The sequence below is a fragment of the Stieleria sedimenti genome (assembly GCF_025060895.1).
GTDB classification, from domain to species: domain Bacteria; phylum Planctomycetota; class Planctomycetia; order Pirellulales; family Pirellulaceae; genus Stieleria; species Stieleria sedimenti.
Genome location: NZ_JANZKV010000095.1, coordinates 12,185 through 26,506, shown reverse-complemented (window position 1 = coordinate 26,506; position 14,322 = coordinate 12,185). Strand labels below are relative to the sequence as shown.

Sequence of the window (14,322 nt, the reverse complement as noted above, 5' to 3'; positions counted from 1 at the left end):
GGTGTGTCGCTCGTGTGTCGTTCTACGGAAGCTCGTGGCAGGACCAACGAGCGACAAAACATCAGCTGGATCGTTTCACCAAATAATCGACCAGCGCCGCGGTCGGCGGCTGATCGGTCGTCAACTCGATACGGTCAACGCCCTGGTGCAAACAGGCTTCGTCCAGCTGATCACACCAGTGCTCGATCTTCTGTAGGTAATCCGCGCGAACGCTTTCCATGTTGGTCGTCAGTTCGGCGGGGCCTTCCATGTCCAACACGCGATAGCGTCCGCTTTCGGCCAAATAGCGTTCAAAGGGATCCAGCAAGTGAAACACGATGACCTCGTGTCCGCGGTGGCGCAATTGCTGGAGTCCTTTCTTGATGCCTTCGACGTCGTCATCCACGAGGTCGCTGAGGATCACGACGACGCCGCGGTGGCGGGCCAATGCGGCGGCCTGTTCGAGCGACTTGGACAATGCCGTGACGTCGGATTCGGGACGGGTCGACAACAGGCTCAGGCAATCTTCCCAGCGTCCCGGTTTCGCCGAGGGATCCAGGTAGTGGCGGACGCCGTCATCGAACAACCCCAGAGCGACCGCGTCACGCTGTTTGAGCGCCAATGCGGCGAACGCGGCGGCCAAGGTCGCGGCGTATTCATGTTTGGTCATCGCGCCCTCGACCTTGCACTGCATCGATCGGCTGGCGTCGACGAACAAGTACAGATTCAGGTTGGTCTCGGCGTCAAACTCTTTGACGTAGAGTTTTCGCTGGCGGGCAAACAGTTTCCAATTGACGTGCCGCAGGTCATCGCCGGGGCCATAGCGGCGGTGCGAGGAAAATTCGACGCTGTAGCCGATGAACGGGCTGCGGTGTAAACCCTGCAAAAAGCCTTCGACCACGCCGCGGGCGCGGAGTTCGATCGAACTGAGTCGCGCCAGTTCGTCCGGTTTGAGCCAATCGGGCTGATCGGGCTGATTGGGTGGGCCGCCGGTTTGCGACTGGGAGCGTTTCGTTGGCTGGGAGGTGGCGATCAAGAGACGTCCTCCTTGACCGCTTTGAGCAACGCATCGATCACGTCATCGGAGTCGACGTTGTCGGCGCGGCCATGGAAGTTCAGCACCAACCGGTGTCGCAGCACCGGATGGGCCAGTGCCGCGATGTCGGCGAAATCGACGTGGTAGCGGCCTTCCAAGACCGCGCGCGCTTTGCCGGCCAACACCAATGCCTGGCCGGCTCGAGGGCTGGCGCCGTAGGTGACGTACTTTCTCACCATCTCGACTTCATTTCCGACCATGGTCGCGCCGCGATCGCTCAACCGCGGCCGTGTCGCCGCGACCAGTCGGGCCGCGTACATGATGACGTCGTCGGACACCGGCACGCTGCGGACGATCTCTTGCAATTGCAACAAGTCGGCCGCAGAGAGGACCGCCGAGGGCTCAAACGTGTCTGTCCCGGTCGTGCCGCGAATGATGTCTGCTTCCTCCTGGATCGTCGGATAGCGGACGCGGATGTTAAACATGAATCGATCGACTTGGGCCTCCGGCAGCGGGTACGTGCCTTCCATCTCGATCGGGTTTTGCGTGGCCACGACGAAAAACGGAGGGTCCAGTTCATAGGTCGTGTTGCCGATCGAAACCTCGTGTTCCTGCATCGCCTGCAACAACGCCGCCTGCGTCTTCGGCGGCGTCCGGTTGATTTCATCGGCCAACAGGAAATTGGTGAAAATCGGACCGGGGACGAATTTTAGCCGGTGTCCGCCGCCGCCCTCCTGTTCTTCAATCACGTCGGTGCCCGTGATGTCCGATGGCATCAAGTCGGGCGTGAACTGGACGCGTTTGAATTTTAGGTCCAAGGTCGACGATAGGGTCCGCGCCATCAGCGTCTTGCCCAATCCCGGCACCCCATGCAGCAACACATGGCCGCGGCAGAGCAACCCCAACAGCAACAGATCGACGACGTCTTGTTGCCCCACGATGACTTTGCCGACTTCTTCACGAAGCCGCCTTCGGGATTCACGCAGCTTGTCCACCTGGTCAAGCAGTTGGCCGTTTTTGGGAGGCTGTGTCTGGGACGCCGGCGTCTGGGATGACTGGGGCGAGGAAGGATTTTCGGTTGTGCGACTCATCCGGCTAGCTTGTCTGCGTTGGAGGCTTCGGTTTTATCGATCAGGTGATCCTGATCTTGATCCAGTTGGTGAAATACATCACGTGGTCCTAAGAATTCGTCCCAGGTCAGGTCGCCGTCGCCGTTGCGATCCATTTTCTGGAACCAGATCGGGCCGCTCGGCGGTGCCAACAGTGCGGCCGGTGTCTCGGCCAACGGCCGATCGACGCGGCCGAATAGGCTGACCCCGCCGCGTTTGATTTCGATGCGGTACGAGGCGGTCATTTGCGACGGGTTGATCTGGGGTTGATCACCCGCGACCGCCATCAACGTCTGTTCGCAGCGACGTAGCTCGCGAATCGAAATCCTGCCGTCGGCGTTGACGTCCAGCAGTTGAAAGAAACCGTTGCCGGTGTCCAGCAGCGTGACTTGGCACGATGTCGATGCCGGTTCGGTGTACTCTTGGACGTAGCTCATCATTTCGTCGGCAAACACACGGTCGTCACCGTCTTTGTCCATCGCGTCAAACAGGTAGCGTTCGAAACGCTGGTGTTCGACGATTTCGTCCCGATCCAAATAGCCGTTGGCGTCGACATCGATCGCGTTGAAGGCATCCGACGCATTGCTGATCGCTTCGGCCATCGGGTCACGAAAGCGATAGCTGACCCCCAAACTGACCGAATCGCGTTTGATACGAACCAGGTCGTCACGGGCCGAGATCGAACCATCGTCGAGGTGATCGAGCACCTTCATTGCCTGGCCGCCGGTGTCACTCAAGTCGACACTCAGGGTTAGATCGGGCTTTGCCGATGTGATCCTTGACAACTCTTGCATGCTCAATCGTTGATTGTCGTCGGCGTCCAACGCTGCGATTCGTGGACCGCTCCAGCCGAGTTCGTCGGCGGTCAGGTGCGCGTCGCGATCACGATCATAGCGACGGACCAAGCGGGCCGGCAAAATCGGCTCGGCGGCATTGCGAAGCAATTCGGCGTGCACCGATCCGGGTGGCTCCTGGTCGATCGCATTGACGACCACCCCGTTCATCACGTCCACCGATTCGGAGAGGAACTCGTCGAACGTGATGCACTGGTCAAAGTCGCTGTCGCGCTCGGCGATTCCGGCCGCGGCCAGCCGCATCTCGCGCCGGTCGATCAATCCCGACTGGTCTTGGTCCAGTACATTAAAAACACTCAAATCCTGTTCCGCCAGCGAGTTGTTTTGACGGTAAGTGACCAATTGGCCGGCCGCTCGATCGACCGCCAGGGCCAGCTCGCGCTCGGTGAAGGGCCGGCGACTGCGGAGCGAACTGAGAAACTTGTTGCCTTCGAACCGTCGCGACGTGGTGAACAGCGGATGGTTGCTCGTTTCCTCGCGACTGACTTTGCCATCCATGTCTGTGTCCAGTGTCGCGACCAGACGATCGAGGTAGTCTTGCCGCGTTTGCTCCAATGATTTTCCCTGATGGGTGATCTGGACGCGCAAATGCAGCGGACCGTTGGGCAGCAACAGCAACATGTCGTGCATGCCGGATGACGGCCCTGATTCGGCGCCCACTTGGGCAACGGTTTGGGCGGTCGGAACGATCGGGAGCAGCACGATCGTGAACAGTGCGATCGTGAACAGTGCGACGGCCATCAGCGCAGGGCGATGAATCACGCGTCGAGTGGATCGAGTCTGTTTCATTCAAGCAGCTCCCGAATCGGCGTTCCACCTTCGTCAACCAGCGGGATCGGTCGGTTGCCCATCGCGTTGTCGCCGCCCGAATCGATGCCCAGCCCTTCCAGCAGGGTGGCGTACAGATCGCTGGCGGTGACCGGATTGTCGCTGACCTCCATCCCGTCGGCCGAGGTTTTGCCGTAAACCTGGCCGCCGGCGATCGATCCGCCGGCCAACGCCACGCTCCAGGCGTCGGGGAAATGGTCTCGGCCGCGGTTGGGATTGATCTGCGGCGTTCGTCCGAATTCACCCATCCAGACGACGAGTGTCGAATCGAGTAGGCCGCGATCGCGCAGGTCCGTCAACAGCGTCGACCAGGCCGGATCGAGGACCTCGCACATCGAACTGACCGCGCTGAAGTTGTCGACATGTGAATCCCAGGATCCCTGTGCGGCGGCGTCCAACGAGACTTCGACGAACGGCACGCCGCGCTCGACCAGCCGACGTGCCAGCAAGCACCCCTGACCGAACCGATTGCGGCCGTAGGCGTCACGCAACTCGGTCGGTTCTTCATCCAATTCAAAAGCCCCCTCGCCACGTGTTTCCACCATCCGCATCGCCTGGTCATAAACCGATGCGTGCTTGATGGCGGCCGGTGACGACGAGGGGGCACCCTGGCGCAACATGTTCAGTAAGCCTTGGCGCTCCAGCAGGGCGTCGGGGTTGCCGCCGGCGACGTCCAGGTTTTCCACCGTCAAATTGGCTCGGGTATTGGGGTCGTTGCTGGCACCCGAGACGACCAGCGGAGAATGGTCCGGACCCAAGAAGCCGGATCCCAGGTTGCCGAATCGAAAGGGTGCGATCGAGACGAAGCCGGGCAGCGGCGAATCGGCTGGTTTGAGTCGATGCGAGATCAACGACCCCAACACCGGATAATCGGTCATGCCGCCCATCGGCCGATAACCGGTCATCATCAACTGTGTCGCCCGGCCGTGATCCCCCTCGCGGGTCTTCATCGAACGCACCAGCGCGACGTCCTTCATCTGGGAGGCCAATCCGGGCAAGTTCTGGCTCAGCTCGATCCCCGGCACGGCGGTGGAAATCGCCTGAGTCGGACCGCCGTTGCGGTGCCCGGGTTTCGGATCCAACGTCTCCATTTGACTCGGTCCGCCGGCCATCCACAACAAGATGCAGGCCTTGGGTGGGCGCTTGGTTCCGGCCGCCCTGGCCAGTTTGGGTAGCCATGGCGAACAACTGATCCCGCCCAAGGACGCGGCGGCGATGCGAAACAAATCACGTCGCGAAAACGTTTCGAAGGATCGTGTCATCGACATAGCACAAACTCCGGGCTGTTCAGGAGCGCCCACAAGATGTCGCCGAACGCTTTGCGGCGCGTCGTTTCGTCCGGCTTGTTGTCCAAGTACTCGGTCAGTGATTGTTTTTCGGCCTCGGAGGGCTCACGTGTCAGCACGGCCAAATAGAGCGTTTCGATTCGTTGGTCCTCATCGAAAAACGGCGACTCGACAACCGCACGTAGCAATCGGCTGCGGTCCAAATCGATCGCCTCCGAAGTGACCGGACCGTTCATCATCATCAACGCTTGCGGGATGCCTGACGCATAGTCTTCCGGTGTTTCACCGATCGCTTCGCCCAGTCGGTTGACCATCTGGGCGCGGGCACCGGTCCAGCGCGGCGCCGCAGGATCAATCCGGCTGATCGGTAAATGAAGCGACTGTTCGAGTGAATCAAAAACCTGTTCGGGACTGATGACTTTCAATTCCCGGCGGAACGTCGGGTCCGAATCCGTTTCCGACATCGCACGTGCGGCATACCAGTTCGTTTTACAGATTGCCGCAATCAATCGCTGCACATGAAATCCGTCCTCGGCGAATTTTTGACCCAGATCATCCAGAAATGCCCGTTCGTCTTCGTTCGCCAAGTCCAGATTTTCGATATCGGCGTACAGTCCACGGCCGACCAGCAATTGCCAAAAGCGATTGACCGCCGTCGCCGCAAAATTCGGATTCTGCGGTGACGTCATCCAGCGAGCCAGACGGACACGCGACGCACGTGTGGCGTCGTCCAACGCCGTGTCTTCCCACAACACCTTCGCCCGGTACGTCTCACCTTCGAATCGGATCTCGCCGCTCTTTCCCGTCGACTGCGATCCGTCGGGGGTGTCGATCGAACCGTTGATGTCGCTGTAAAACGCCGCCAAACCCCAAAAGTCGTGTTGCTTCCAGTCGGTGAAGGGATGGTCATGACATTGCGCGCAATCCAGACGAACACCCAGCATCACCCGCGATAGATTGCCGGCATAGGTTTCCGGCGTGCCCCCGACCAAGCGGTAGTACCCGCCGGCGGAATCGGGCGATTGAATCTGAGTGATCTCACGCATCATTTCGTCGTACGGCTTTCCTTCGCGAAACGCGTCGGCCAACCAGGTCTCCAGGGCTTGCACCGAACCGTTGACGACCGTGCCCGGTGAAATCAACACGCGACGCCAATGTCTCGCCAAACTGGATGCCGAGAGCCGCGTGTAGGTGTCGCGTCGTGGTCCCTCGCCGAACACCAATTCATTCACCAGCAGCTCGCGACGGTCTTCACCGAGTGCCCGGAAGTCGCGGATCTCCGATACGCTCGGTACGCGGCCGACCAGATCCAGGTAGACGCGTCGGACAAACGTCAGATCGCTGCACGGGGCCGGCGGCCTGCCCCAGAGCTGTTCTCCCCGCTGGTCCATCCATTGCGAGAGCGTGTCGCCCTGGGAGTCCGCCAACGCAGTCCCGGTTCGGGCGACGACGGCGACCGTCAATAGCATCAAGAGTACGACTGGCTTGCTCATCGAAGTGCCTTTTCACCCGTGGTGTGCAATCGTGCCGGCGTCGCGGCTGGCTTGCGAACGATCAGTATAGACAGGCCGTCTATTTCGGTCAAGCGCAACCAGTGCTCTGTCCAGATTTGAAGTTTGGGTTGCTCTTTTCAGGGCACCCTAAACCTAAAAGTTGACGGAGCACTCGGATTAAAATGATTTGTAGACGTAATACGGCGTATGGGGCCGCTGAATCGCCCAGTTGGTTTCCCAGACGAGCGAGTCGGCGCGCCGCACCTGTGTCGGCACGACGCTCATTCGGGCCAGGGCGTATCGCCAGGCTTGCCCGTCGCCCTCGTGGTAGGCTTCGATCAGAACGAGGACTTCCGGATCGGTTCCCTGGACGAACGTGAACACCGCCCCGTCGATCAGTTCGACATTGGGTTGGCCGGTGCTGGCTGCCGCCTTTTCGTCGAGTTCGTAGCGGTAAACGGGGGTGTCGAGCAAACGGAGTTCGATCGGGTTCTTGTTGGGAGGTACCAGTCTGGAAGAAAACTCGCGTGCCAGGACTCGCATCTGTCGCAGCCGCAGGAACGCGGATCGAGCCGGACGCGGGGCTTTTTCGATCGGCTTCCACTGAATGCCTGGTTCCGCGGGCTGCCACATCAATTGATCGTTGCTGTCCGCGGTCAGGGCCTGTTCGCTGAGCGATTGAAATTCCAGATCGATGACCTGTTCGCCGCTGGGGTACAGGCAAAGCGCGGCCTGCGGGCGGCCCGCCGCGGTCCACAGGTACATGGCGCCCGCGGGGGTCTGTCGCTCGGGGTTGCTCCAGCTGAGTGCGGGTCGGGGGTGACGTGTGAACGCATCCTGTGAACGCCCGGCCGGTGCGATCGCAATCCGGTCGGCCAGCTCCGCAAAGCGGTCTCGGATGATGTCGGGTTTCTTCTGCGGGGGTTGCTGAGCGATGGAACCGGCGGCGCTCCCCAACAGAAGCAGTGCAGCGATTGCGGTGCGGAATGGCGTAGGGCGGCGGGCCATCGTGGGGGGCTCTCCTGTTGCGCATCGGCTGGTCGAAATTAGATGATTTGTCTAATGTCTCAGCCTTTGTCGCGGAAGTCAAGTTTTTTCAGCTTGCCGCCCAGGATTGTCTGCCCGGGCGATCGTTGACCGGCGCGGTCCGGCCGGTGAGAATAGGGCTCTCGTCCACGCGATCTCGCCCAATGGCCTGCCCGCTTCCCAACCACTCTCCCGCCGGTTCGACCGATGATCCTAGAGTTCGACGACAACGTCGCGGGATTGCACCACCGCCGATGACGAACGAGCAGGGACATTTCATCGAGGGACGTGTTAGGAGAACACGTCTGCCTTTTCGTGTGGCCGCCGCGTTACTCGGCGTGATCTTCATCGCCGTTGCGTTTTTTCAAGTGCTCGACGGTGCTGAGAATTGGATCTACTTTGCATCTGCAATCATCATGGCGCTGCTCGGTGTGCAATATCTTTATTCGGCGTGGACCGGGCAATGGAAGTCGCCGTTTGAGTGGCTCGGTGATGGCAAGGTCGGGCAGGTCAACGAACGATTTCTGATGGTGGAAGCGGTGACTTGCGGTACCGCGACCGTCGAGGCGAATCGCCAGTCGCGTGTGCCGAATCAAGACGTCAACCCCTACGCGCCGCCAGCGGATTTAGCGGCGGCATCCATCGCTGATCAGGTCCAGGAGATGTCGTCTCAGGGGACGACACTGCATCACTTGACCGAACAGTTCGTGGCCGGATACCCCTTCATTCATTACGGCGTGGTGTTTTTTCTTGATCCCGACGACGACGCGGTGATTCATGCGGCGCTTCCGCTGGCGTCGGCAACCGATCGACGGGTGCGTCGCAACACCGATGAAGCAATCCGTGTGCTCGGCGAATTCCTGCCTACCCTGCCGGATGCTCGTGCGGTGGTCGAGGGCCGGGATTTGGTCGTTCGAATGATTTCATCTTACGATCGCTTGGATGAAGAAGTTGTCCCGCAGGTCGTTGTTCCCTCGTCGTCGATAAGCGGGCGCAACGTTGAGGCTTGACCGCTATGATGCGAGCATGTCGTCGAGTCGTATTGTGAGTCCGGTGTCGGATCGGCCGGGGCGATCGGTGAAACGACGGGCACCTGACTCCGGCCGCCGCCTGCGAGATGCTGGTCAAAAAATTTGCTGGTCAAAAAATGGGTGTGGAGTAGGACGACCTGGGGAGGATCGCCCCGACCAACCCCTCTTTTGACCCTCCCGATTCTGTTCTTGCCCGGCGGGCGGCCGTCTCACGCCGCTGACTCAAATTGATGTCAGGTGTGCTCGTTTTGACGTCGCGTTGATTTCTGTTCGTTGCCTGATCTGCGACCCGGAGCGGACGGTTTCGCAGCGTGTTTCACGGGGTTTGGATCGAGCGGTGGCCGACTGCCGTGCGATTGGCACGCCGGATGCGTCGTGAAACAGGCGTCAGACCCTCTTTCGCTCATTCATGGAGATGCAGCGTATGTCACGTTTATTGAAATGGGCAAGCATTCCGGTGCTTGCAATCGGTTTTGTGTTGATGCCAACGGGAAACGAAGCCGAAGCCGGCGGATTCAGTATCCGCATCGGCAACTATGGTTACGGCAATTACGGTGCGTACCGTAGCTACCGGCCGTCGTATGGGCCCTCGATTTATTATGGACGTTCGTACCGACCGACCTACAACTACCATCGTTCGTATCGTGGGTACCATCCGGCACGACCCCACTACGACTATCACCCGCCGTCCCTGGTGCCGCACCGAAATCACTTCGATTACGTTCCTGGCCACTACGACTTCCATCACCCGGGTCACGGACATCACCGTGGTCACGGCCATCACTGATCCGAGCCCTGCCGCCAACACCTCGTCAAATGCATCCAACGCATCGTTTAGCGTCGCGTTTTTAAATACGCAACCAGATCGCGGACTTCCGCCGGGCTGAGGACCGCGGTCATGTCGGGCATCAAGGAGACCTTCGTCTTGGCGACGTCTTCGATCTCGTCGGTCGGGATCTTGATCTCCTTGCCTTCCGAATTGATCAGCACGGTCGTGGTGTCATCTTCGCTTTTGATGACACCTTGAATCACATTGCCATCGGCCAACAACAGCGTCTGGGCGTTGTACTTTGGTTCGATGTCGGCGCTGGGATAGACGATCGCGCGAAGCAGGTGACTGGCATCACGCTGCTTGGCGATTTTTGTCAATTCCGGACCGATGTCGCTGCCTTGCTTTCCGATCCGATGGCAGCGACTGCACTGGGCGCGTAGATCGGTTCGAAAGATGGTTTCGCCGCGTGCCGGATCACCGCCGGAAAGGCACAGGGTGAATTCGCGGAACTTTGGCGACGTGATCTCCGCCAGTGGCGGTCTCGTCGCAATGCGGTCCAGCGTTTCACGAGCGGCTTCGAAGTGGTCGATGCGCGAGTTGAGTGCCTGCCAAACGTCCAACTGAATCGAGTCAGCCAAAGCTCCATCAGCAAATTGCTCGCCCAGTCGGACCAGCATCGCATCGGCTTGCGCGGTGCCGAGCGCGGCGAGCGACCGGATGCAGGCCTGACGCACCGCAACTGATCGGCTCTCCAGTCGTTGCTCGATGAGCTCGATCGCTTTGTCAGGGTGCAGTTCGGCGAGCCCCTCGATCGCACGCGCTGCGATGGCCGGAGAGGGTGCGGCGGTCAGCTCGACCAGCAGATCGACGCGGTCACCGGGTGCGATGTCGGAATCGGAGGTCGCAAGCGTGTCGAGTGCTTCGAGTCTCAATGGCTTTGGTGATTGGCTGTCACGGGCGAGTGCGACCAACGCGTCCGGCGACAGCGGGATTTTCAGCCGTCGTGATGCTTTCACGGCCGCGACCCGGATCGCCGTGTCGCTTCTTTCGACCAACCGCGTCAACAAATCGGACGCCGCCGAACGATCGAGGGCTCGATCGGCGGCGGCTTCTCGACGGCGACCATCCACGCGATCGAGCAGCGGCGGATCGAGCCAGTCGCCGAGGGCTTCACAGGCGGCCAGCCGCGCCGATGCGGGGTGGCTGTCGTCCCGGATGTAACGCAACAGCCGTCGGAAACTGGATTCGGTTCCGAGCCGGAAGTTGGCATTGATCGCCCGCAGGTTCATTGCGGTGGTCCCGTTGCGGTCCTGGTCCAAGGCGGCCGCCAGGTCTTCCATGGCGTCGGGCAGGGAGAGGTCGTCGTGGATGGCGCGTGCGGCCTCGGTGGCGACCCAATCGGAGGCGTCATTCAGAAAGCCGGCGACCGACCGATGGCCTTGCCGGCGGAGCGCCAGGACGGCAACGAGCCGAGCGTGTTCCGAAGGCGACTCCGCAAGTTCTGCCAATTGCTGCGGCGTCGCGCAGGCGGCCAGTGCGGTGACGATCGCGTGCCGCAGGTAGTGCTGGTCACGTGGCAGGGTTGCTGCCAGGTTGAGCAGTGTTTTCGTTGCCGCGCGGGTCGGTCGGCGTCCCAGGGCCAGCGCCGCATGGACGCGGACGTGCAGATCCGGATCGTCCAGCAGCGGTATCAACACCGTCGGATCACCGGCATCGGTTTCGCCGAGCGTTTTGGCTGTGACCGAGCGGATGATCGGGTCGTGATCGGACAGGAAACGATCCAAGACACCGGCGGGGACGCTGCCTGTTCGAAGGATCTGGCCCAGTCCCCAGACGCTGTGCACGCGGGCAAGTTGATCCGATTGTTCGTTGGACAGGATGGTCAACAGCGTGTCGGATTGCTGCTTAGCGGCCAGCGCGAACTGGGCGCGAAGACGGACGCGTTGGTCGATGTGCGAAAGCAATCCGGAGAGGACTTCGTCAGATTGCTCGCTGAAATCTTGAGACAGCCAGTGTCTCACGGACTTGCGGTTGTCGCGGTCTTGTGGGCTGAGAGTTTCAACCGGTACATCGATCCGAATCACGGAGCCGGTTTGCGTTAACGGATAGCCGCCGCCCCAGTCGACACCGTAGAGTCCGCCATCGGGGCCGAATGCGATTCCGACGATCGGATCACCGCTGCCGATGGAGTGGGAATCGATCATCCGGAACGAGTCGCCGGTGCGCTCGGTGCGGAATGCGTATTGAAATCCGTTGGGCGCGCTGGTGACAAAGAAGTAGTCTTTGTAGGCCGATGACAACGCGGCGCCGGGGTTGAATTTAAAACCGGCCGGACCATCGACATAGTTCTGAATCGGCGGGACCAGGTAGGCGGCATGGTCTTCACCGGCAACCTGCCACAGGTTTTCATCGGTCCAGGGATTGTACGCGTCGCCACGGTATTGGTAATTGCATCGCCATCCGGCATCCATCTGGTCGACGATCCAAACGAAGCGTTCCTTTTCCCCGGGTTTGTCGGCGTCGTTGTCGACACCGAACAGATTGCCGTACTGGTCGAAGGCGAATTCTTGAACGTTGCGCAGCCCGTGGGCAAACACTTCGAAATCGCTGCCGTCGGGGTTGCATCGCATGACGCCGCCCTGATTGGGATAGCTGATTTGTCGGCCATCGTCGCTGGTCACGGCGATCCCTTTGTCACCGATCGACCAATAGATCTTTCCGTCCGGTCCGATCGCCAAGCCGTGCATGTCGTGACCGGCGTAGGCGATGTGCAGTCCGAATCCGGTGGCCATGATTTGGCGATCGTCGGCGTGTCCGTCGCCGGTCGTGTCGGTCAGTTTCCAAACGTCCGGTGCGATCGTCGCCCAGACCGAATCGTCCCAGTGCAACACGCCGGCGGCGATCCCGGTCACTTCGGTTTTGAAATCGTCGGCGAACAGATTGATGGTGTCGGCCGTCCCGTCGTCGTCGGTGTCGACCAGGCGGTGGATCTTTTCGCTGATCACGGTCAGATCTCGCCAATCGTGTTGGCCGTCACCGTTGACGTCTTCGACGTGCTTGGCCGCTTCGACCTGATCGCCACCGATCGCCAGGACGCGATGATAGAACGCGCGTTTTTCCTGTACCGTTTTGAAGCCGACGTCATCGGGGATCCATTCGCTGTTCGCCCGGATGTCCAGGTCCTGGATCTTGCGACGCTGGGTTTGGGTCACGTAGACGTCGCCGTTGTCTGCCACGCTGATCGCAACGGGGTCCGGTACGTTGATCGATCCGCTCCAACGCTGGTATTTCAGTTTGGGCAGCGCGTCGACCGATTGGGGTTCGGTTGCGCCGGTGCCGCGACAGAAGCAGCATCCTGAGATCAGGGCGGTGACGCAAACGAGTTGACGGGGCGTGACGTGAATTGTCATGGAAGCAGTGGCGATGGGGGGTGGGGCAGGCTCGAACACCGACGGGATGATGCAACGCCCGCAGATTCATCATACCTGCCACGGTATCAAAATCGACAGGCTGGAAACCGATCTCGCGGTCCGGTCACGACAACGGGACGCCCGATTTCCGCGACTGGTGCGTCAACGTTTAAACTTTGGCTGCCTGACCCCGTTTCCGCTGGAACATTTAACGCTGACACCGCACTAGAATGAATGTCCCTACCCGGCGCGCCTGCCATCTACGCCACGATCACCACCTGAAACGACGTTCAACACCATGAATCAACTGCACCGTTCGGTTGCACCCACGTGCCTCCTTCTGCTCGGTTTTCTCGCGCACGGCCTGATGTCGCACCCGGCGGCGCAGGGACAAGATGGATTCCAGCCGATGTTCACCGACGCCGAATTGAGTGGCTGGGTGCGGACCAACACTCCGGAAGAAACATGGCGGTTCGAAGACGGCGTGTTGTACTGTACCGGCAAACCGATCGGCGAGATTCGAACGGCGAAGATGTACCAGAATTTTGTGATGGAATTGGAGTGGCGGCATCTGGTGCCGCGGGGAAACGCCGGCGTCTTCGTCTGGGCCGATGACATCACGGCGCGTGGCGTGCCGTTCCATCGCGGGATCGAAGTGCAGGTGCTCGAAAACGCCTACGGCAACACGAAAAGCCACACCACGCACGGTGACATCTTTCCGATTCACGGGGCGACGATGACGCCGATCAATGGACGTGGCGGCAGCCGCGCCTTCCCGACCGAGAATCTCTCTAAGCCGAGTCCACAGTGGAACCACTACCGCATTGAATGCCGCGACGGCGAAATCTCACTGGCCGTCAACGGCACCGTCGTCACCCGCGGCAAGGACTGTGTCCCGCGCAAGGGATACATCTGTTTGGAATCCGAGGGCGGCGTGGTCGAATACCGCAACGTCCGCATCAAAGAATTACCCGGCGGTGATGTGCCGGCCGACCAAGTCGCCATCGCCGATCGCGGCTACCATTCGCTGTACACCGGATTGAATCTGGACGGATGGGAGGCGAGCGATGCGTCGCAGTGGAAGGTCAAGGATTGGGTGCTCGGTTTTGAAGCGACCGGTGGAACGACAGGATCGCTGACGACGACGCGTTCCTTTGACGATGCAAGCTTCGTCATCGATGTGCGCCTCAAAGAGCCGGACAGCACCGTCGTGATCCAACCGGGCGGAAACCTTCAAATCCATCTGGCTGACCCGGTGTATGCGGTTCACCTGGAAAAGCCAGGTCGCTGGAACCGCATCGAATTGGTCACCCAAGACGGAAAGCGTGTCTTGAACCTCAATGGACAGCCGGTCGCTGCATCGGGGGCTGACGGTGCTGCAAGCGGAAAGTTGGTCCTGACTGCATCCGGTCCGGTTGAGTTTGCGAATCTATACGCGGCGGAGTGAAGGAAACCTGGAACGCGTTTCGCAAACCCCCATCGGCATCAAGTTAAGTAA

Annotated in this window: 10 protein-coding genes; 3 read left to right on the top strand and 7 right to left on the bottom strand. The window is 60.4% G+C overall.

Annotated elements, in window-relative coordinates; translation table 11 throughout:
- Window positions 1-61: 61 nt before the first annotated feature.
- The 6 genes from NZK35_RS13635 to NZK35_RS13610 form a co-directional block, all read right to left on the bottom strand.
- On the bottom strand, window positions 62-1,015 hold the full coding sequence (locus tag NZK35_RS13635) for a DUF58 domain-containing protein (RefSeq protein WP_259633089.1): 954 nt from the start codon (window positions 1,013-1,015) through the stop codon (window positions 62-64).
- Window positions 1,012-2,106 carry an AAA family ATPase gene (locus NZK35_RS13630; RefSeq protein WP_259633088.1) on the bottom strand — a complete coding sequence of 365 codons (1,095 nt, stop codon included), beginning with the start codon at window positions 2,104-2,106 and terminating at the stop codon, window positions 1,012-1,014. The genes NZK35_RS13635 and NZK35_RS13630 overlap by 4 nt, the downstream gene beginning before the upstream one ends.
- Window positions 2,103-3,767 (bottom strand): EF-hand domain-containing protein, encoded by a 1,665-nt coding sequence (locus NZK35_RS13625; protein ID WP_259633087.1) that lies wholly within the window; start codon window positions 3,765-3,767, stop codon window positions 2,103-2,105. The genes NZK35_RS13630 and NZK35_RS13625 overlap by 4 nt, the downstream gene beginning before the upstream one ends.
- Window positions 3,764-5,074 (bottom strand): DUF1501 domain-containing protein, encoded by a 1,311-nt coding sequence (locus NZK35_RS13620; protein ID WP_259633086.1) that lies wholly within the window; start codon window positions 5,072-5,074, stop codon window positions 3,764-3,766. The genes NZK35_RS13625 and NZK35_RS13620 overlap by 4 nt, the downstream gene beginning before the upstream one ends.
- Complete coding sequence (locus NZK35_RS13615; RefSeq protein WP_259633085.1) at window positions 5,065-6,585, bottom strand: DUF1549 and DUF1553 domain-containing protein; 1,521 nt, start codon at window positions 6,583-6,585, stop codon at window positions 5,065-5,067. The genes NZK35_RS13620 and NZK35_RS13615 overlap by 10 nt, the downstream gene beginning before the upstream one ends.
- A gap of 177 nt (window positions 6,586-6,762) precedes the next feature.
- Window positions 6,763-7,593, bottom strand: a complete 831-nt coding sequence (locus tag NZK35_RS13610) for a hypothetical protein (RefSeq protein WP_259633084.1) — start codon at window positions 7,591-7,593, stop codon at window positions 6,763-6,765.
- A 272-nt stretch (window positions 7,594-7,865) separates the two neighbouring features.
- Between NZK35_RS13610 and NZK35_RS13605 the strand changes: the two genes are divergently transcribed.
- Both NZK35_RS13605 and NZK35_RS13600 read left to right on the top strand, forming a co-directional pair.
- A complete protein-coding gene (locus NZK35_RS13605; RefSeq protein ID WP_259633083.1) occupies window positions 7,866-8,621 on the top strand; it encodes a hypothetical protein in 756 nt (251 codons plus the stop codon).
- A 445-nt stretch (window positions 8,622-9,066) separates the two neighbouring features.
- On the top strand, window positions 9,067-9,429 hold the full coding sequence (locus tag NZK35_RS13600; RefSeq protein WP_259633082.1) for a hypothetical protein: 363 nt from the start codon (window positions 9,067-9,069) through the stop codon (window positions 9,427-9,429).
- Between the two features lie 47 nt (window positions 9,430-9,476).
- Here NZK35_RS13600 and NZK35_RS13595 read toward each other — a convergent pair whose 3' ends face one another.
- Window positions 9,477-12,824: a DUF7133 domain-containing protein gene (locus tag NZK35_RS13595; protein WP_259633081.1), complete on the bottom strand. Its 3,348-nt coding sequence runs from the start codon at window positions 12,822-12,824 to the stop codon at window positions 9,477-9,479.
- 298 nt (window positions 12,825-13,122) lie between these two features.
- Here NZK35_RS13595 and NZK35_RS13590 point away from each other — a divergent pair, with 298 nt between their 5' ends.
- The gene (locus tag NZK35_RS13590) at window positions 13,123-14,271 is read left to right on the top strand and encodes a 3-keto-disaccharide hydrolase (protein WP_259633080.1); all 1,149 of its coding nucleotides are present in this window, start codon (window positions 13,123-13,125) and stop codon (window positions 14,269-14,271) included.
- Window positions 14,272-14,322: the final 51 nt, after the last annotated feature.

Coding starts and splice junctions, on each gene's coding strand:
- NZK35_RS13595 (WP_259633081.1), bottom strand. CDS start 12,824: ATGACAATTCACGTCACGCCCCGTCAACTCGTTTGCGTCACCGCCCTG.
- NZK35_RS13630 (WP_259633088.1), bottom strand. CDS start 2,106: ATGAGTCGCACAACCGAAAATCCTTCCTCGCCCCAGTCATCCCAGACG.
- NZK35_RS13590 (WP_259633080.1), top strand. CDS start 13,123: ATGAATCAACTGCACCGTTCGGTTGCACCCACGTGCCTCCTTCTGCTC.
- NZK35_RS13625 (WP_259633087.1), bottom strand. CDS start 3,767: ATGAAACAGACTCGATCCACTCGACGCGTGATTCATCGCCCTGCGCTG.
- NZK35_RS13620 (WP_259633086.1), bottom strand. CDS start 5,074: ATGTCGATGACACGATCCTTCGAAACGTTTTCGCGACGTGATTTGTTT.
- NZK35_RS13605 (WP_259633083.1), top strand. CDS start 7,866: ATGACGAACGAGCAGGGACATTTCATCGAGGGACGTGTTAGGAGAACA.
- NZK35_RS13610 (WP_259633084.1), bottom strand. CDS start 7,593: ATGGCCCGCCGCCCTACGCCATTCCGCACCGCAATCGCTGCACTGCTT.
- NZK35_RS13600 (WP_259633082.1), top strand. CDS start 9,067: ATGTCACGTTTATTGAAATGGGCAAGCATTCCGGTGCTTGCAATCGGT.
- NZK35_RS13615 (WP_259633085.1), bottom strand. CDS start 6,585: ATGAGCAAGCCAGTCGTACTCTTGATGCTATTGACGGTCGCCGTCGTC.